We start from the raw sequence: 19,774 nt of genomic DNA, 5'->3' as shown, positions 1-19,774 counted from the left end.
CATTCGAAACCCCGGATTCCCATGAAACAAGGGACATACGCTGAATTACAAGGGGAAGCGATTGCAGATTGGTAACAATTACTAGGCACCATGGTTACAATATTGTGATATATTAGTCGTGCCGAAACTTTCTTAACGGAAGGTGCGGGGGAAGTAATGATGCAGTAGAGGGGCAGTCGCATCCTTGCAGCTGCTTGGGGTGAATTAGGGCGTACATAAGCAATACGTGTAAATCTATACCTATAGGGTGGTCTCCTCCATCCGAATCCGACAACTAACTTCGCAGGCATAATAAGGGAGGTAGACTTAATTCGATGAAACGCATCGTCAAAACCGCAACAGCCATGTTAGCAGCAGCCGTATTGATCCAGGCTGTCCCGGCTCACGCAGATTCCGTCCATGTGGCCAAAGAAGGAGATACCTTTTATACGCTTTCCAAGAAATACAACATTGCCCTCGACACGTTGATGAAGGCCAATACGGGCATCTCCGCGTACAATATCTATGACGGGGTGAAAATCAACATTCCGGGCAAAACAAGCACCGCATCCGCTGCAGCTTCAGCATCGAAAGTTCAGGCCAATGCAGTAACTGCTGCCAGTCTGGACGTAAACAATGAAGACAAAGTCGTAGAGGCGTGGGGCAAAACGTTTGATTACAGCAAGACATTGAACGTTGTCGCTACAGGGTATTCGGCGGACCCTTCCGAGAACGGGAAGTGGGGATCTGTTGATTATTTCGGCAACGACCTTGAGCTCGGTACCATCGCGGTAGATCCTAAGATCATCCCGCTCGGAACCAAAGTGTTGGTGACTGGACACAGCCATCCGGGATTGCCTAAACAGGCTTTTGTGGCTACGGCGCGTGATACGGGTTCTGCCATCAAAGGAAACCGCATTGATATTTTCATCCCCGGAAGCAAACAATCCGTGAGTTCATTCGGGTTTCAGGATGTGAAACTCTTTATTTTGAAATAAATCGACGAAGGTGTTCGTTCAATCACGAAGCGTGAGTGAAGCGAACACCTTTTTGCATCCGGTCATTTTACGGTTTTTCTGTTTTTGGGCATTTGCAGCATTTCATCTAAAGTGACCAATTTGTATCCTCTTTTTTGCAGCTCCGTGATCACCTCCGGCAATGCCTCTACCGTCCCGCTGAGATTGGTCCCGACGCCGCCACCGGCATGTTGAAGAATAATGGAGCCGGGTTTGACGGCAGATAATATGTTTTCTTTGACCTTTTCTTTGGGGATGCCCTTCCAATCCAATGAATCCACGTTCCAGTTTACGATGCTGTAGTGGTTCCTTGCTGCCCATTTGAGCTGCTCTTCATTAATATCCCCGTACGGAGGACGAATCATTTTTGGAGTATATCCTGTCAGTCTCTGTATGATTTCCCCGGTTCGCAAAATCTGTTTGCGGAATGCGCTCATGGACAATTTGCTGAATTGGGGGTGATTGTAACTGTGATTGCCGACGACATGCCCTTCTTTCACGATGCGTTTGACCAGGTCAGGATGTTTCTCAGCACGGTTGCCTACGATGAAAAAAGTAGCCCGTACATGATGTTCTTTTAAAACATCCAACACTTGAGGCGTGAATCGAGGATCAGGCACATCGTCAAAAGTTAAAGCGACCCGTTTGGTCGACGGACCGTTGGTCTTGAAAGTATCTGCATATTTTCGCCGAAGCTGTCCCAGAGTCAGCTGTTCTTCCTCCGACGAATGGATGGTTTCCTTGGACTCCCCTGAAGGCACCGAATGATCCCCCATTGCCGCGGCAGGTCGTAAGGGAGAGAAACTAACGCAAAGCAGCATGCAGACGATCCCAATGGCCACGTTGAGGCGAACACGCATGACAGCAGCCTCCTTTCAAGAATGCGTTCTTTTTTGGTATTCCCGGGATCGCAATGGTTTATGCGGGATGTGAAGTGTTTCATTGTCTTTGCGACGAATGAGGCTCATAATTCCAGCAAATACATAAAACATGAAGGTTGGGTGGACGCAGATGAATGAGTTCGATTTGAAAACGATGAAGCTTCAAGCAATTCAAACCGGGGATGACCGCGTATTATTGGTGACAGGAGGAAAAGCGCATATCGGTGCAGTCGCCACATATTATCCGGATGGGGAACGCATTAACGGTTCGGTCATGCACATTCCGGGGCATAAGGAACAGGAACTGTGCGAGCGTCTTGCCCGTAAAGCGGCGCAGCATCTCAGAACGACCGTAACCGTCATTATGGGCATTCATTACAATGGCATTACGCGCATGCAAATCGACGAAATTGTGCAGACTGCGGAAAGGCTGCTTGATGAACATTTAAACCCGTCCGAACATACGAATGGTTTGGTGAACGATGCCGTTCATTCCTAAAACGGCGGTTCACAAATTTTTGATTGAAAATTGAAACGGACAGACGATTGCGACGTATGTATAATTATATACAGGGTTGTATTATCGACTAGGAGGAAAATTAAATGTCCATTTTCAAACGATTGCGTGATTTAACGATGTCAAACATTAACGCTATTATCGACAAGGCGGAAGATCCAATCAAAATGACGGACCAATATATCCGGGACATGCAAGAGGATCTGGAGGATGCGGAGAAAGCCGTTGCAGCCCAGATCGCCATCGAGAAAAAATTCAAACAGCTTTATGAAGAACAGGAAGCGCTCGTAAAAAAACGCGAGGAACAAGCTCATACCGCAGCACGCGCCCAGAACGTAGACCTGGCCCGGCGGGCGCTTGAAGAGAAAAAAGCCGCTGAAGAAAAAATGGCCGAATACAAAGTCAGCTACGACCAGAACAAGGCGGCAGCCGACAATCTGCGCGGCAAACTGGATGAGATGCGCAAACAGCTGACACAGATGAAAAACAAACGCGAAACCCTCGTTGCTCGTTATAACGCAGCCAAGGCGCAGACTGAAATCAACAAGGCTCTTAACGGGTTCAGTTCCGATACGGCGAGCGCCGGCATGAAACGCATGGAAGAAAAAATGCTGCAAATGGAAGCTCAAGCCGAAGCCAGCAATGAAATGTCATCCAAAGGCAAATCGCTCGATGAGGAGTTCGAGAAACTGGGCAAAGATCAAGCGGTTGAAGATGAACTTGCCGCTTTATTGAAACAGTACGAAAAATAAGATTCGAACGAGCGAGAGTGTGTGTACCCATCTGGCGGAGAAGAAACATGGTTTCTTCTTCGCTTTTAAATGTGGGTTATGTTGAACTTTGGAGGCTGTGTAAATGGATTTGAACATTTTGGCGATGTTGGTCTGGACGCTTTCAGGCTCAGTGCTGCTCTTTATATTGATGTTCGTGGATTCCTTGTTTACAAAATATAAGGATTTTGCCGAAGTGAAGGCCGGAAACATGGCTGTGACGACGCGAATGGTCATGAAGCTGTTTGCGCAGGGCTACGTGCTTGCCACTTCGATTTCGACGGCAGGACATCTGGGTGAAGCCTTGCTTGTATCGGTTGTTTCGTTTGTCATTTTACTTATATTGGAAAGTGTGGTTCATTTCATTATTCGAAAATGGGCAGCACTTGACTTGGATACAGGCATCCAGCAAGGAAAAACAGGGTACGGCCTGTTTTCAGGTGCCCTGCATATCGTGGGCGCACTGATTATTGCGGCTTGCCTATAAGATTGAAGAACGGGAGTAATTCGCATGAGCGTATGGAAACGAATTAAAGGAATTATGGCCAAACCGGAACCACCCAAGGCAGAGAAAACGATGCTTCAGCTTGCGCCAGGCGATATTTGCGAAGTGTCGCTAGTCACGTATGAAGTGGTGGGTAGAGTGCATCATCGGTCCCGAAATGCGGTTGTTCTTACCTTGAAGGACGGCACGTCCGTCCGCTATTTGCATATCGAAGAGCGCGAAACGACACGCTATGCTTTGTATCAACCGATTGATGGCCGACTTGATGCACCGGATGAGGTGCCGACGCTGCTGGATTTGGATGGCCGTGCCTACCACTTGGAAGATGAATACGGAGGAATGGTTACGACAGCGGGCAAAACGCCATACGGGCAAGCAGGCGAGCAGCTTGTATGGCAGTATCAGTCGGATGATCATCTGCTTCTACGCGTGGAGTGGCAAGACAGAAGGTTTGCTCTGTACGAGGGCGAGTCCGTCATTCCCGCAGACATTAAAGTGATTCGTTCGAGCTAGGAGAGGTGCAAATGAAAAAGCGCACGGCGTATGGATTGAAATTAATGCTTGTGCTCAGCCTTCTGATGTCTTTGCTGTCCGCGTGCGGAGCACCTTCCGTTCAGGATACCTATCCACTCGAGTCTGTTAGCGGGAGCGGGAATTCAACATCCTATGTATATCGGGCTGCTGACCGCACCGTGCCTGAAGTGGCTGAAGAACTGTCCGATCAACGCAAGCCGGACCAGATCTCGGCGGTAAACGACGAGCGGATGTTCCTGGTATATTCGGACCAATATTACCACCTGCAGCAGGACCCGAACAAAAAGGAAGATACGCTGATCGAGGTCGATTCAAAGGAATATGTCCGTCAAAATTACGATTCCTCCTTTTTGCAGGGTTATCTGACCGCCACGCTGCTCGGCAATTTGTTCGATGCTCTTGGGGGCAGCGGATCTTCGGGGAAATACCGGGGCTATACAAGCAAGGATACGTATAAGCCCAATGCCGGTTCCTACCGAACGCCAACCAGCAACGATAAAAAAGCAGCGCCTCCGATTACCGTTGAGCGAAAAGGCTCCATTACGAGACGCGGGGGCGATACGGACACGAGCGTAGGTTCAGGCGGCGGTTTGTTCAGCCGGAAAAAAGAACCGAGCACAGGCACCGTTGAACGCAACAAGAGCGGAGGATGGTTTGACTCACCGAAAAGCTCATACAAAAAACCGAAAACAAGGGTTGGCGGAGGAAAAATCAAAAGGCGACGATAGATTTTTGCGATGCTGAGCCGCCCCCAATTGAACAGCCAGCGAGTAAAAGGAGTCGTCTCCCTTTTGCACGCTGGCTGTTTTTTTAGATCAGGAATTGCGAACATGCTTTGACGTGACATTGTCACTTGTCATCGTTGCCTGTTTCGGGCTACACTTTTTTACATAGGGAGATTTTCTCCAAGAAGGAGCGACGAACATGAAATCAAACATGCCTCATGCTGACATGAAAAGTTCCAAATTTATGCGGACCGCCGTTCAGGTGCCCGATGCTCAGGCCAAGATTGCGGCGCGTGCAAGCTCTGGCTCGACCGAGCTGGTCAGGCTTGAACTCGCGCATGGGAGAACGTTGGCCGAAACCGTTCATGCACCGCATCCGTATCCGTTTTTCCGCCGTTCAGGCATGGACGGTTATGCCATTGTAAGCGGCGACACCTTGCATGCTTCCAGCGATGAACAGATCTGGCTGCGCGTGATCGATGAAATACCGTGTGGTTACACTTCGGATCAGATTGTTGTGGAAGGCACTGCTGCGAGAATCATGACGGGTGCACAGGTTCCCGAAGGAGCCGACGCTGTCGTCATGTTGGAGATGACCGAGAGCAGGGAACAGGATGGGCAGCATTGGATCGGTTTGAAACGAAGCATTCAGCCTAACGCCAATATTACGCCCATTGGGCTGGAGGTTCAGGAAGGCGACTTGCTGCTGGAGTCAGGCACGACCATTCGGGCAGGGGAACAGTCGGTCCTTGCGACATTCGGCGTGGCTCATGTACGTGTCTATCGTCGACCCAAGGTCGCGATTTTTGCGACGGGGACCGAACTGCTTGACGTGGACGAGCCTTTGCAGCCTGGACGGATTCGAAACAGCAACAGCTACATGCTTCGTTCCCTGGTCGTTGAGGCCGGGGGAGAACCGGTCATGTACGGTTCGATCGCAGATGACGTTGCTGCTGCCCGCGCCAAGGTGGAAGAGGCTGTGCGCGACAACGATATCGTGGTCACGACAGGTGGCGTTTCCGTAGGAGATTACGATATTATGGGAGATCTCGTGCGCGAAAGCGATGTGGACATGCTGTTCAACAAGGTAACGATGCGCCCGGGCAGCGTAACGACGGCGGCGGTGGTGAACGGAAAGCTGTTGTTTGCTTTGTCAGGCAATCCAGGGGCCTGTTTTGTCGGTTTCTCGCTGTTTGTTTGGCCTACCATCCGGATGATGCAGAGCGATCCGCACCCTTATTTGGAGGAGTGGACGGCGATTATGGATACGGAGTATACGAAGGTAAACAACTTTACCCGTTTTGTCCGCGGACGCATCCAGATTAGGGAGGGCACCGTTTACGCTGCACCGGCTCCATCGCGGGTGGATGAATCCAGCGTGATGATTACGATCAAGGACAGCGATTGCCTGATCGTGGTGCCGCCGGAAAGGAAGGGCATCGCGGCCGGGGAGAAGGTCCGCATTATCAAACTCCCTCAAGGCAGGTGAGGCAGGATGTCGATAACCAGCTATGCCAACACTCCGGGACCGGGGCCAAAAGTAGTGCAGGTGGTCGGGTACAAAAACACCGGCAAAAGCACGCTTACGGCAGCTCTTACGCGTGAATTTTCCAACCGCGGACTGAGGGTCGCGGTGATCAAACATGATGGGCATGACCACTTTCAAATGGATCGGGAAGGCACCGATTCGCATCGTTTTGCCGAAGCGGGGGCAGGGGCTGTGGCCGTCATGTCCGATACACGGACGGCCATTCTTGAGAAGCGGGCGGCCAGATTGGAGGATATGCTCCATTATTTCAAGGATTATGATTGGGTGTTGATCGAAGGCCACAAGCAAGCGCCTTACCCTAAACTGGTGATGGCGAGGAGCGGCGAAGACCTGCTCCTAGTGCAGCAGCTGGAGAGGGTCATCGGAGTTGTTTCGTGGTTCCCGAAGGAAGAGGTACAAAACGAGGCGGATTTCGATGGCCAGCATGTTATTGAGATTGACAACAAAGGAATCGCTTGGCATTCCGTGCATGAGCCCGGACAGGTTGCTAACGTCCTGCTGTCTAGTTCTCGATAAGGGTTGACACTGTGCATCACTGATCGTTCAAAAGCCGCCATTGGGGCGGCTTTTGGGGTTTGATTATCATTTGTTTTTTACGATGACGAAACGGAGAGTTAGTTTTCCTCCAATCGGCGCTCAATCGCTTCGGACATCGTTTTATCGGTAAGATGGGCATAAATTTCAGTGGTCTCGGTTGAAGCGTGACCCAGCTGTTCCTTGGTTTTATAGATATCATTTTGCAAATAATAGTCTGTCGCAAAGGAATGACGCAATTTATGCACGGTCAGGTACGGTTTGCCGAATTTCTTCGCATATTTGATGATCATGGCCTGAATGGCTCTTTTCGTCATACGGCTGCCTTCGGATTCCCCGTTGCGAAGCGCGATGAACAGCGCTTTTTCGCGTTTCGGAGTGCGGTAGCGGGACTGACGCAGCTGCATATAGTTGGCGAGCTCGTCTCTCGCTTGTTCCCTGAAATAAACGGGGGTTTTGAACGTTTCGTCGTTGTTTCCTTTTCGGTATACATGCAGCATCTTGTTGTTCAGATCCAGATCGTCGACGTTCAAGTTGACGACCTCTGACACGCGAAGACCGGAATTGAGGATAAGGCTGGCGATGCAGGCATCCCGTTCTTTGTTTAGTTCATGGGCATAGAGGGCTTGCTTGTTTTTTTGCATATCCACAGCGTAACCCTCCAGAATATAACCAATGAACTCCAGCAATTCGTCTTCTTCCAAAATTTTACCCTTCAACTTGGCTGCCGTGTCTTTGGGTTTGTGCGTGCGCTTGATTTCGATTTTGGCCATAATGTTTCGTTTCAGCAGGGGGTAGAAATCCTCATCTTCAGCAATTTGGCTCAAATAGTGGAACAGGGAGCGCAGGGAGGAGAGCTTGCGGGAAACGGTAATGCGTGAGTTCGCTCCTTCGCGTTTGGTGCCCAGAAACAGTCGAAACGACGTGATGGACTCCATTCGCAGCACTTCCAGCTCGGTGAGTTGAACATCTTTGTTCGTCACAGCTTGGGACAGCCCTTCGGCGCGAAGCCAGCTGAAAAATGCGTCGTAATCCCGCAAGTATTCCAATAACGTGGAAGGAGACAGGTCAGGCAGCTTATAGTCAATGAATTGCTGAACGAACCAAGGCATGGAAGGCAGTTTTTCATCCAGCTTGCGTCGGTCAATCTCTTTTTGCACATTGGTCATGTTCGGCACCTCCATAAATGTGTTTATCATTGCGAACGATCGCATTCGCATGGCATAGTAACACCAGTGTACCATATTTTGCTTGGTCACAGCCTGTTCAACGAACAGAGAGCAAAGAGATTGCTTTCTTGCCCCATGACTTATAAACCAGTAAAGTAATTAGTATAAACGGCAGGCATATCCATAGAAAAGAGGAGTGGACCGGATGAGGGTGCAGATCGAGCTGGTTCCCCAAGAACGCAGTCAGGTGATTCGGCATTTGATGCAATTTTATTTGTATGATTTTACGAAATATTTGAATATTGACGTGGACGTGAACGGCATTTTTCCAGAATATCCGGGCCTGGAATCCTTTTGGACGGAGGAAGGCCGCAAGTTTGCTTTTTTAATTACCAGCGGCGGCGTGCCGGCCGGGTTTGCGCTTGTAGAGAAACAGCCGGGGAACAAGGAAAACGACTATTATCTGACCGAGTTTTTCGTCATGCAGAAATATCGGCGCAGCGGCGTGGGAACATGGGCTGCCCATGAATTGTTCAATCGTTTTTCGGGGCGCTGGAAGGTGACGCAGGTTCGGTCGAATGTCATTGCCCAGGCATTCTGGCGCAAGGTGATCGGAGCGTATACGGGGGGCCGCTTTCGCGAGAAGTTCCATCCCGAGCTCGGAAATCCAAGCCAGTACTTCGTGACGTGAGTGATATACGATATTAATTGCATGGTGGTGCTTTGCGCAGGCCGTGCATGAGATTTGGAAGTTGCGAAAGCACAAACCCGTTCAGATCGGATCGGAGTCGCCCCTGGGCGACTTTTTTTGTGAAAAGAACAAAAGAATGAGATAGAATGATAGGCAATTTAAATTAAAATTTCATTATATGAAAAATTCACAATAATTAACAAGACTACTTCTGGCGATTTCTCATCAACGGATCGTTCCTTTATTTACAACATTCAAGGACGAATGATCAAAAATATTAATTTCCAAAAACAGGCCTCCGTCGTATAATGGAGAACATATGTTTACATAGGCATAGAATATTGTAAGGCAGCAAGGAGGCAGCAGCATGAATTCGCAGTTGAAACAGATTCATCCGCTTGCGTGGACCATCATTGTAGGCACGATTTTCGGACGGATGGCAACGTCGATGAGCATACCGTTTTTGTCGATCTACCTGACGCAGACGATGGGAGCGTCGCCGTCGCAGACGGGCGTGATCGTGGCGGTCAGCGCACTCGTCGGCGTATTTGCAAGCTTTTATGGCGGTTATGTATCAGACCGGATCGGCCGAAAAAAAGTGCTGTTCATATCCGTGTTTGGTTGGGCCATCGTATTCATCGGCTTTGCGGTGGCCGACAGAATCTGGATGTTTTTTGTCATGAATGCATTGAACGGCATATGCAGAGCCACTTTCGAGCCCACGTCGAGGGCGTTATTATCCGATATCACATCCGCTTCCAACAAATTGCTGGTTTTTAATCTGAGATATGCAGCTATCAATCTTGGGGTGGTTTTTGGGCCGCTGCTTGGGCTGTATCTTGGTTTGTCGGATTCGAATCTGTCCTTTCTCGTGGCTGGAGGCGTATATGTGGCCTACGGAGCTTTGTTGATCGTGCAGTTTATGATTCATCCATTGCCATCCGACGGACAAGCCGCAGCGCATACAGAGCCGATCCGCATCCGTGAGGCATTTCGCACGACGGGGAAGGACCCGATTTTTATGTATATATTGATCGGTTCGATCTTCTGCGTGCTGGGGTACGGACACTTCAGTTCCACATTGCCGCAGTTCATGTCATTGAATCCCCATATGCACGACGGTGCGAAATGGTTTGGATACATGCTCTCGCTCAATGCCGTCGTTGTGCTTGCCGTGCAATTTCCGGTCGTGCGCGTTGCAAGCAAATTTCCCCCTGTCGTACCGCTGATCGTCGGGAATGCCATGGTGTCCGTCAGCTTGCTGATGTTCGGCCTGGCGCAAAGTCCGTGGATGCTCGTGCTTGCGGTAATCATCTTTACGGTAGGCGAAGTGCTGATGTTTACACTTATGGACGTTCTGGTCGACCGGATTGCGAAGCCGGAGCTGCGCGGCACGTATTTTGGCATGATCGGTTTTAACAACTTGGGCAACGTCAGTGCCCCGATTTTCGGAGGTGTTTTGTTGGATACGTTCGGAGCAGAGCACCCTTTGCTCGTATTTATCCCCATCGCGGTGACCGCGGTATGCGGCGTTCCGTTTTTGTGGGCAGCGCACAAACGGCTTCGTATGCGAGAGGAGCAGCAATCCGTTGGCGGGGTCACGGCAGCGTCTTAGTTGGGCGGCAATGAAATGGGCGATTGCCAGGGTTGAGATAGAAACGTAAAGATGGAGCCCGCAATACAAACGTACAAACGAACGAAACCCTTGTTCCAAAAGTCGATGGAACAAGGGTTTTTCAGGTCGATAACCATCAAAATTTCAACATATGAAAAATTCATAATAGAACAAACAAAGCCGCTCCTTAGTTCCTCTCATCGAACAAGATTCTACCATCCTTCCTTTGACGTATAAAAAAGCGTGCCATCTTCCAAACCATATTGCAACATCAATTTTATCGTAAAAAAACTATGCCTAGAAACCGTTGGAATTATTCGGTAAAATATACCCATGAAACGAAAAGGAGCGGATTTCAATGTTAAACAAGGTATCATTTAAGGCCGCAGAAGGATTTTCACATGTTCAGTTTTTTTCTGCAGCATTTCAATGTAGGAAGTCGTTGGCAAGATTGTAGACTGGAGGAGATCGTATAAATTATAACGAGGTCGTTCAAAATTGTGGTGAGCATTTGCTTGCTTTAGGATCCCAGTTGTTCGGACTGGAAGGTTATGAATTCCTGCTTATTCCGGGGCATCAAGGAGGGCGGAATGTTGTTTATACCTGTGAGAAAGAGGGTTTCGACCCTCGAATACTTCGAATCGCTTTCTTGCCGGACCGGAGCCGGGAAGATTTTCTGGGAGAAGTGGAGTATATCAGGTATTTATTCGAGCATGGAGGCAGTGTCTCGAATGTAGTCAGCTCCAAGAAGGGGAATTTACTGGAAGAGGTCACTTATGATGACCATACCTTTTTTATTTGCCTGTTCATGAAGGCCAAAGGTAAAATGCTCGTGGAGAATCATTATCAGTACCGTGAAGGAGCCCCGATTACCGAATACTACTATAATTGCGGTAAAGTCCTGGGAAAACTGCACCACATATCGAAAGGGTATGCTCCGGTCCATCGCCGGCATCATTTTTTTGACAAATACAATGCCGCGTATATCGATAAACGAGTACCCGAATCCTTCACTCTGTTGAAGGAAAAGATGGTTGAACTCCTTGCCTCTTTAAATGAATTGGATACGAACCGGGAGACTTTTGGTATGATCCATTTTGATTTTAATGACGGGAATTATTCGATCGATTTTGATACCGGGCAAATCACCGTATATGATTTCGATAATTCATGTTTCGGCTGGTATATGTACGATCTGGCTGATCTCTGGACCCATGGAGTAGGCTGGATACAATTTGAACCAGACGCGACTAAACGTAAACAGTTTATGGACGATTATTTTGAAACCGTCCTCGCGGGATACCGATCCGAGACCGCAATCGATGATTCGATGTTAGAGAAGCTGCCCTTATTTATTCAAGTCACCCTCCTGGAAAATATTCTAGACGAATTTGAGGAAGTGCAGCGTAGCGGCGAGGAACCGAAGTGTGACGAGGAACTGTCGTATCTCATCAAATGTCTGGAAGACGATATACCGTATAAGGGATTTTTCCATGATATTTATTCTAGTGATGAGCCTTTTGAGTACGAGGGATGAGCTAACGGACGGGTGCGAAAAAGTAAAATCCAATGATTAATAAACGAGGCTGCCGGCATTGACCGGCAGTCTTTTCGTTCATTTGAAATCAGGAGCATCAGAAAAGATCATGTTGAGCGTTTTGATATTCAATGATAACATGAATCCTACTTTAACATTTCATTGACTAACCCAAATGAGTAGAGTACATTGTTTGGTGTTAAAAGGAACCACGGAGAAACCAATCTATGACAACGTGATTACTCTCATGAGGACTGAACGAATGGAAGGAAAGAGGACTGTGCGATGCGTTTGATCCAAATCATCAACGATATCAGGCTGAAAAGAAAGCTCTCCCTGATCTTTATCACTGTGGCCGTGCTCCCGCTTTTAATAAGCGGTATTTACTTAACGAACAAGCTGCGCGAAGTCATGGTCTCGAATGCCTTCGAACAGGCCAGCGATAACGTGGAGCGCGTTCAGAAAAGGACTGCGGAGGTTATTAATGTAGCGCTGGATATTTCCTATCAGCTCTCTAACGATAACCGCATGAAATCCATAGCAAGCCGCAGTTATGACAGCTACAACGAAGTCATCCAAACCTATCGCCAATATACGGATATCCGGGATTATGTGCGGCTCTATAAAGAAATAAAAGCAATTCGGTTGTATGCGTCGAACCCAACGATGCTGAATAACTGGGAATTTATGCAGCCAGATGAACAAACGACGAAGGAAGCGTGGTATGTGTCTGCCCTGAATAAAAAAGGACTGGCAGGTTGGGGTTATATTCAGGATGAGAGGGATCAGAAGCATTACCTAAGTCTGGTTCGGAAAATTAATCTGGATGATTTGAAAAATGAAAGCGTTCTGGTGATCAACGTCAATTCTGATTTGCTGAACTCGATTCTTTCCCAAGAGTCGTTTGCTACCATGATCGTCGATGACAGCAATAACATCGTAGCAGCCAACCGGCCGGATCTTTATGGCAAAAACCTTTCGGCAGTACATGCGGAGAGCAATATGTTATGGCAAAGCGAAGGCAGTTTCGATGCGGTCATGAACGGTAAAAATTCCAAGGTGGTTATTGCCAACCTGAACCCGCAGAATAGCTGGAACGGGCTGCGGATCATTTCGATTTTTACGATATCCGATATTGTTCATGATGCAAACGCTGTCATCCGTATATCTGCATTCGTTGTAGGCGGATGTTTGGTCATTGCCGTCCTGCTCGTTTATGCATCGGCATCATTAATTACGGGTAGGCTGCTCCGGCTTAGCAAACATATGTCCCAAGTAGGTACATTGTCTTGGGATTCTTATCTCGACCTGGACGGAAAGGATGAGATCGGACAACTTTCCAGACAATTTAATGCCCTTGTTCATCGAATAAGCCAGCTGATGTTCGAAGTGGAAGAGAGTAACCAGCAGAAACAGTTACTTCTGCAAAAACAAAACGACATCAAATTCAAAATGTTAGCAAGTCAGGTGAATCCCCACTTTCTGTTCAACACCCTTGAGTCGATTAGGATGGAAGCGCACCTTCGAGGGGAAGAGGACTTGGCCCAAGCCGTATGGCAGCTTAGCATTTTGATTCGCAACAGCCTGGAGGTGGGGAGCCGCCAAATTCCGCTATCGGAAGAGTTGAATATGGTCCGCTGCTACTTGGAACTTCATAAATTCCGATTTGAGGATCGGCTGCAATACAAAATGGATATCGATCCGGCAACCGAAGGCATCGAGATTCCGCCGCTGATCATCCAACCTTTGGTTGAAAATTCGATTCTTCATGGGTTAGATCGCAAAGAGGAACCGACACTGATCACCGTTCGGACCAGGCTGAACGATCACGGAGAGTTATTCGTCGAGATCCAGGATGATGGTGCGGGTATTCCTCCAAAGAAAATGAAGGATTTAACGATGAGGTTAATGGACTCCGAGGAACCTGGAAATCGTATTGGCCTTCGCAACGTGAACGATCGACTGCAGCTTACCTATGGTCAAGGTGCAAGGCTTTCCATCGAAAGCGAAGAGGGCCGAGGAACCTGCATTACATTTTGCATACCGAAGAAGGGAGTGGAACCTGTTGTTTTCAGTGACAATCGTTGATGATGAGCCGAAGCTGCGTCTTGGATTGCAAACGTTAATACCGTGGAAAGACCTCGGGTTCGAAGTCATGGGGACGGCAGCTGGCGGGAATGAGGCGCTCCGCATGTTTGAAGAAAAGATTCCGGATGTTTTGTTAGTCGATATCCGCATGCCCGGCATGGACGGGCTGGAACTCCTTCAGGAGATCCGCCTCCGCGGCTGGCACATTCACGTCATTATACTCAGTGGTTATGCGGATTTTGAGTATGCGCGCCAAGCCCTTCAATTCGGCGTTGAAGCATACCTGCTTAAACCTGTAAACAAGGAAGAGCTGTCAGCATTGCTTCAAAAGATTCATGGCCAGCTTTCTGCAAAAAAGCAGGAAAAAAGCATGGTACAAAAGACCAATTCGCCAGAATGGATCCTTTATTCTTTACTGTCCGGCAGACACGATTCAGAAGATTCCTTATTAAAGGAATGGTCTGGCTCATTTCAGGCAAAGTGGACCAAATATCAAATCCTTCTAATCGGCTTCCCGGGTTCGCACCCGGAAGAAAGCGAGCGGATTCATAGCTTCAAGGATGTATTGAGCAGAACGTATACTTTCGAGCGTCAAGGAATCGTTTTATATTTTGCTCCGTATATCGTCCTATTGCTCGGGGACCCGCCTGTCGGGGACTATGGTTGGACAGAGCTGCATAAGAATCTCCAACTCTTGTCGGGAGAGCTTCGCTTTGAAATGGATGTTGCGGTTGGACAACCCGTTCGATCGTTGGATGAGATCCTTCATTCTTTTCGAACGGCCCGCTCCCTGTTGGAGCGTAGTTTTTTTTACGATAAGGGGAGGCTTCTGACTGAAGAAACGCCGGAAAGCTATCAAAAAGAAACCGTCCCATCTCCAGCTTTATCTCGATCGAGCAAGGAGGAAGAGGCGTTCAGGCTGCATTATTTGGTAGATGTTGGTCATGCGGAAACGATCTCCTCCTTTCTGGATGAAATAGCATTGCAGCAGGTGGTTCATCACGCGCAGGAAAAGGACATTCGCGACCATTTCTTTTACCTCGCCAATGAAACGGTTCGAAAAATTCATCCCCGTATTTGGTCTTTATCAGGTTATCCAGGAGAACCGGCGCGATTTCTAGCCGAAATATATAATTCCCGTTATATCCGGGAGCTCGTCGGCCACGTTTCTGTAGTGATGGAAAAGCTGGCACGCTGCTCCGATTATAACAGCAAAGACAACGAGATGAAGCGATTGCTTGATTATATAGATCGGCACTATGGGGATAATCTAAGACTGGAAATGCTCGCCGTGTTGTTCAATTACAGCAGTTCCTATCTGGGCCAGCTCTTCAAAAGTTACACGGGGGAATATTTTAACGCATACCTTGATCGGATCCGGATCCAAAAAGCGAAAGAAATGCTGGCACAGGACATGAAGGTGTACGAAGTCGCTGAAAAGGTAGGGTACTCCAACGTGAATTATTTCCACACGAAATTCAAGAAGCTGGAAGGGAAGTCTCCTTCCTTTTATCAGAAAAAAGAATGATCTGCAGCATCACTCCTCTGCAAAGTCAGTAAACGACATTGTAGGGGAGTTTTTTGATTTCTAAATGAAAACCGAACTGTTTTTCTGAAAAAACAGTGAATATCCGTATGAAATGATTTGAAATTTGTGATATGTCCGCAAGTCCCCTTTACCAATATAGTTGAAACGAAAGGAGGGAAATTCACAAAATGAAAGCGATAACAGGACCAGCCATACTCTTTTCATGCATCGTCATGTCGGGTTTTGCCTGCTGCAGGGCGGACGCAGCCATAACGGTACCAGGATTTGTCGTTGATCGGGCTGAAGCGGTGCTTCCCCATCCAACCCAGGTGCTGAAAGTAACCTTTGAAGATGCTTCCATAGAAGGGTACTGCATCAAGAAGCGGTATGGGACCATCGCCAAAGCAGAAGACAAGTCATACGATGGCGAAGGCTATCTTTCATTTTTTTTCGAGGAGGATCCGGATGCTGCGGTGAAGAACGGAAGCGCTGCATTCAGCGTTAACGTGCCGGAAGGCGGGCTTTATGAGTTAAGCTTGGGATACTACATTCCTGAAGGCAATGGAGATAAGGCCACGTCTATTCAAGTTAATGGTTCAGGGGCTGGTGAATTGACGCTCGATGCTCCAAAAGCGGGAACGGTCCGGGCTGAAAAAAAGATGACGAAAGTGCTTCTTAACGCCGGCAGCAACTCCATCAACATTTTTCGAGGCTGGGGTTACTATGGTATCGAGTATATAAAGCTTGAACGTATACATTCCCCCGCAATCAAAAGCAAGGTACAGATCGACGCCTTAAGCAACTCCGAAGCGATGCCGCAAACCAGAGCACTCTTCGATTTCATGGTCAGCCAGTATGGAAAGAAGATCATTTCGGGACAGCAAACGCTGGAGGATGCGGAGTGGGTCAATCGGCAGACGGGCAAGTACCCTGCGCTTGTTTCCGGTGATTTGATGGACTATTCTCCATCCCGTGTCGAAAACGGAGCCACCTCGAATGAGGTTGAGGAGATGATGGAGTGGCATAAACGTGGAGGCATCGTATCACTGAGTTGGCATTGGAATGCGCCGAAAGGGATCGGAGGCAATGAACCCGGGCACGAATGGTGGCGAGGTTTTAATACCGAGTTCACGACCTTCGATGTAGAATATGCCCTTAGCCATCCGCAATCGGAAGACTACAAGCTTTTAATTCGGGACATCGATGCCATTGCCGTTCAATTGAAGCGATTGCAGGAGCATAACGTTCCCGTACTTTGGAGACCGCTGCACGAAGCGGAGGGCGGCTGGTTTTGGTGGGGAGCCAAAGGCCCCGAACCTGCCAAAAAGCTATATAGGCTCATGTATGAGCGTTTGACCGATCACCATCATTTGAACAATCTCATCTGGGTTTGGAACTCCGTTAAGGAGGAATGGTACCCCGGAGATGATGTGGTCGACATTGTAAGCGTTGACGTTTACAACCCGTCAGGTGACTACAGCCCGAACATTGCCAAGTATGATGAACTTTTGTTTCTGTCCAACCATAGGAAGCTTGTCGCGCTGGCCGAAAACGGGCCGATCCCGGATCCGGATTTGCTGCGGACTTATGGCGCATATTGGAGCTTTTTCAATACCTGGACCGGTGAATATATTCGAGACGGCAAAACGAATACGAAGGCCCATTTGAAAAAGGTGTATGATCACGACGCCGTGATTACCCTGGACGAACTTCCCGAAGGATTGTACGGCAATCCTTAGCTCTGGAACGACAGATCGTTTAATTCGTTTATGGTTGCAGGAACTTAAACATAAATCTAGATGAACAGGAGTGAATGATGTAGTGGCAGTATACGTTGACGAGTTACGGCAAATATTTCATCTGCAATCCCGGGTGACCAGCTATGTTGTTCAAATCGTAGAAGGCTTTCCTTTACTGGTATATTGGGGACAACCGTTGTCCCATGATGGAAACTTGGAAAATCTAGTCCCGGGTTTGGAGAAGCCTGCCCTGGATTCCATGCCCCAAGAATATCCGCAATACGGAACAGGCGATTTCCGGTCGCCTGCATATCAAGTTCAGCTTGAAGACGGGAGCCGGATTACAGAGCTTCGCTACAAAGGGTATACGACCACTGTTGGCAAACCCCCTCTTGAAGGTTTGCCGTATGTTTATACGGAATCGGATCATGAAGCCGATACGTTGGAACTGGAACTGGAGGATGCGTACACAGGCATGACTGTTTGTCTGCGATATAGCATTTTCGGCGATGGAGCCATTACCAGATCAGTCCATTTTAAGAATAATGGTCAAGGAACGCTTAAACTGCTGCGCGCGCTAAGTGCAAGTGTGGATTTGTACGGGAAGAGCCATTATGATTTGGTGTACCTTGCTGGTCATTGGGCACGGGAGGCGCATATTCAACGCAGGCCGCTTGGTCCTGGAGGGACCAGCCTCGGCAGTCGTCGGGGAATGAGCAGCCACCAGCACAATCCGTTCGCGGCTGTAGTCAGTCCGGGCACAGACGAGGATCATGGCGAGGTGTTTGCGGCAAATCTGGTGTACAGCGGCAATTTTCACGCTGAAGCGGAAGTCGATGCTTTTGGAATCGTCCGGTTGGGCATTGGACTGAATCCATTCGATTTTTCCTGGGTGCTTCATCCTGGGGAATCCTTTCAAACCCCCGAGGCAGTGCTTGTTTATTCCAACGAAGGACTTGGAGGCATGTCCAGAATCTATCATCGACTTTATCGGAATCGCTTATGCCGTGGGGTGCACCGGGACAAAGAACGCCCCATTCTCGTAAATAACTGGGAGGCGACGTATTTTAATTTTACTGCCGAAAAGATTGAAGCGATTGCCAAAACAGGATCTGAGCTAGGCATTGAGCTATTGGTGCTTGATGACGGCTGGTTCGGCAAGCGGGACAGCGACAACAGCTCCCTTGGGGATTGGGTCGAAGATCGCCGAAAGCTTCCGAATGGCCTGCGCGATTTGGCGGAGCGCATTGAACGTCACGGATTGCAGTTCGGGCTGTGGTTTGAGCCGGAAATGATTTCGCCGGACAGCGACCTGTACCGCAAGCATCCGGACTGGTGCCTGCACGTTGCGGGCCGTCGTCGGACGGAAGCACGGTGGCAGCTGGTGTTGGATCTTTCGCGGCCGGAAGTCCGGGATTATTTGTATGACGCACTGGCTGACATCTTCACCGGCGTGCCCGTTTCTTACGTGAAATGGGACATGAATCGCGCATTGACCGAAATTTGCTCTGCAGCGGCTTTGCCGGAGCATCAGCAGGAGATAGCGCATCGTTACGTGCTGGGTCTCTATGAACTGTTGGACAAGCTGACTACAGCCTTTCCCGAAATTCTGTTTGAAAGCTGTTCCAGCGGTGGCGGCCGGTTTGATCCAGGGATGTTATATTACATGCCCCAAACCTGGACAAGTGACAATACGGACGCCGTGGAACGACTGAAAATCCAGTATGGCACCAGTCTGGTGTATCCGGTAAGCACGATCGGAGCTCATGTGTCCGCTGTGCCGAATCATCAAGTGCACCGCGAAACTTCGCTCAAATTCAGGGGTGACGTTGCGATGTCGGGGAATTTTGGCTATGAGCTTGATTTGACGAAATTTAGCGATGCTGAACAATCTCAGGCAAAAGAACAGATCGCGATGTACAAGGAACTCCGGTCTCTCGTTCAACAAGGCAATCTGTATCGGCTTCGCAGTCCATTTACAGGGAATGAAACATCCTGGATGTTCGTGTCGGAAGATCGATCCGAAGCGATCGTATTTTTCTTTCGCGTACTGGCCAAGCCCAATCCTGCAACGGATATGCTGCAGCTCAAGGGATTGGATCATTCGCTTGTTTATACCGTTCAAGGGGCGGATGGGGACGTTGGAACATACGGCGGAGATCGCTTGATGCAAGCAGGCTTGATTATCCCGCCTCTTGCGGGTGATTTTAATAGCGTATGGTTCAAATTAAGCGCTACTCGGCAAGAAAGGGCATAGCTCAGCGTTAATCTGCAATGGTTGAATTTCAAATTTTAAGGATCGGGTCCCCTGCAATCTTCTTTAACCGCAGGGGATTTCATTTTACAACGATTGAAAACAAGATTGAATTTTCTGAAAGGATCGAAGATTTTTGAATG

17 protein-coding genes and 1 riboswitch are annotated in these 19,774 nt (G+C 48.7%); of the genes, 15 read left to right on the top strand and 2 right to left on the bottom strand.

Features of this window, described 5'->3' with window-relative positions:
• Positions 1 to 109 precede the first annotated feature (109 nt).
• Positions 110 to 305, top strand: a riboswitch (cyclic di-AMP (ydaO/yuaA leader).
• A gap of 9 nt (positions 306 to 314) precedes the next feature.
• On the top strand, positions 315 to 977 hold the full coding sequence (locus tag MKY59_RS17940) for a 3D domain-containing protein (protein ID WP_236412274.1): 663 nt from the start codon (positions 315 to 317) through the stop codon (positions 975 to 977).
• A gap of 62 nt (positions 978 to 1,039) precedes the next feature.
• On the opposite strand, the gene MKY59_RS17935 is transcribed toward MKY59_RS17940, so the two are convergent.
• The gene (locus MKY59_RS17935) at positions 1,040 to 1,855 is read right to left on the bottom strand and encodes a polysaccharide deacetylase family protein (RefSeq protein WP_339272846.1); all 816 of its coding nucleotides are present in this window, start codon (positions 1,853 to 1,855) and stop codon (positions 1,040 to 1,042) included.
• A gap of 151 nt (positions 1,856 to 2,006) precedes the next feature.
• On the opposite strand from MKY59_RS17935, the gene MKY59_RS17930 reads away from it, so the two are divergent.
• From MKY59_RS17930 to mobB, 7 genes are all read left to right on the top strand, one after another.
• Entirely contained in the window at positions 2,007 to 2,375 is a 369-nt protein-coding gene (locus MKY59_RS17930; RefSeq protein ID WP_236412278.1) for a hypothetical protein, read from the top strand.
• A gap of 104 nt (positions 2,376 to 2,479) precedes the next feature.
• The gene (locus MKY59_RS17925; RefSeq protein WP_236412279.1) at positions 2,480 to 3,145 is read left to right on the top strand and encodes a PspA/IM30 family protein; all 666 of its coding nucleotides are present in this window, start codon (positions 2,480 to 2,482) and stop codon (positions 3,143 to 3,145) included.
• Between the two features lie 103 nt (positions 3,146 to 3,248).
• Complete coding sequence (locus tag MKY59_RS17920; protein ID WP_236412280.1) at positions 3,249 to 3,650, top strand: DUF350 domain-containing protein; 402 nt, start codon at positions 3,249 to 3,251, stop codon at positions 3,648 to 3,650.
• A gap of 24 nt (positions 3,651 to 3,674) precedes the next feature.
• The gene (locus tag MKY59_RS17915; RefSeq protein WP_236412281.1) at positions 3,675 to 4,181 is read left to right on the top strand and encodes a DUF4178 domain-containing protein; all 507 of its coding nucleotides are present in this window, start codon (positions 3,675 to 3,677) and stop codon (positions 4,179 to 4,181) included.
• 11 nt (positions 4,182 to 4,192) lie between these two features.
• On the top strand, positions 4,193 to 4,930 hold the full coding sequence (locus MKY59_RS17910) for a DUF4247 domain-containing protein (protein ID WP_236412282.1): 738 nt from the start codon (positions 4,193 to 4,195) through the stop codon (positions 4,928 to 4,930).
• Between the two features lie 196 nt (positions 4,931 to 5,126).
• Positions 5,127 to 6,416: a gephyrin-like molybdotransferase Glp gene (gene glp, locus MKY59_RS17905; RefSeq protein ID WP_339272842.1), complete on the top strand. Its 1,290-nt coding sequence runs from the start codon at positions 5,127 to 5,129 to the stop codon at positions 6,414 to 6,416.
• 6 nt (positions 6,417 to 6,422) lie between these two features.
• Positions 6,423 to 6,992 carry a molybdopterin-guanine dinucleotide biosynthesis protein B gene (mobB, locus tag MKY59_RS17900; RefSeq protein ID WP_236412284.1) on the top strand — a complete coding sequence of 190 codons (570 nt, stop codon included), beginning with the start codon at positions 6,423 to 6,425 and terminating at the stop codon, positions 6,990 to 6,992.
• A gap of 98 nt (positions 6,993 to 7,090) precedes the next feature.
• On the opposite strand, the gene xerS is transcribed toward mobB, so the two are convergent.
• Positions 7,091 to 8,179, bottom strand: coding sequence for a tyrosine recombinase XerS (xerS, locus tag MKY59_RS17895; protein WP_236412285.1), 1,089 nt, complete (start codon positions 8,177 to 8,179; stop codon positions 7,091 to 7,093).
• Between the two features lie 205 nt (positions 8,180 to 8,384).
• Between xerS and MKY59_RS17890 the strand changes: the two genes are divergently transcribed.
• The 7 genes from MKY59_RS17890 (at position 8,385) to MKY59_RS17860 (ending at position 19,634) form a co-directional block, all read left to right on the top strand.
• The gene (locus tag MKY59_RS17890) at positions 8,385 to 8,870 is read left to right on the top strand and encodes a GNAT family N-acetyltransferase (protein WP_236412287.1); all 486 of its coding nucleotides are present in this window, start codon (positions 8,385 to 8,387) and stop codon (positions 8,868 to 8,870) included.
• A 367-nt stretch (positions 8,871 to 9,237) separates the two neighbouring features.
• Complete coding sequence (locus MKY59_RS17885) at positions 9,238 to 10,485, top strand: MFS transporter (protein ID WP_339272837.1); 1,248 nt, start codon at positions 9,238 to 9,240, stop codon at positions 10,483 to 10,485.
• Positions 10,486 to 10,996: 511 nt separating this feature from the next.
• Positions 10,997 to 12,022: a phosphotransferase gene (locus MKY59_RS17880; RefSeq protein WP_339272835.1), complete on the top strand. Its 1,026-nt coding sequence runs from the start codon at positions 10,997 to 10,999 to the stop codon at positions 12,020 to 12,022.
• 285 nt (positions 12,023 to 12,307) lie between these two features.
• Complete coding sequence (locus tag MKY59_RS17875; RefSeq protein ID WP_339272833.1) at positions 12,308 to 14,110, top strand: sensor histidine kinase; 1,803 nt, start codon at positions 12,308 to 12,310, stop codon at positions 14,108 to 14,110.
• Positions 14,097 to 15,638 carry a response regulator transcription factor gene (locus MKY59_RS17870; protein ID WP_339278432.1) on the top strand — a complete coding sequence of 514 codons (1,542 nt, stop codon included), beginning with the start codon at positions 14,097 to 14,099 and terminating at the stop codon, positions 15,636 to 15,638. The genes MKY59_RS17875 and MKY59_RS17870 overlap by 14 nt, the downstream gene beginning before the upstream one ends.
• A gap of 188 nt (positions 15,639 to 15,826) precedes the next feature.
• Entirely contained in the window at positions 15,827 to 17,377 is a 1,551-nt protein-coding gene (locus tag MKY59_RS17865; RefSeq protein WP_339272831.1) for a glycosyl hydrolase, read from the top strand.
• 82 nt (positions 17,378 to 17,459) lie between these two features.
• Positions 17,460 to 19,634, top strand: a complete 2,175-nt coding sequence (locus MKY59_RS17860) for an alpha-galactosidase (protein ID WP_339272829.1) — start codon at positions 17,460 to 17,462, stop codon at positions 19,632 to 19,634.
• Positions 19,635 to 19,774 lie beyond the last annotated feature (140 nt).

Source organism: Paenibacillus sp. FSL W8-0426 (assembly GCF_037969725.1).
Classification (GTDB): domain Bacteria; phylum Bacillota; class Bacilli; order Paenibacillales; family Paenibacillaceae; genus Paenibacillus; species Paenibacillus hubeiensis.
This window is presented reverse-complemented; position numbering and strand designations above follow the sequence as displayed.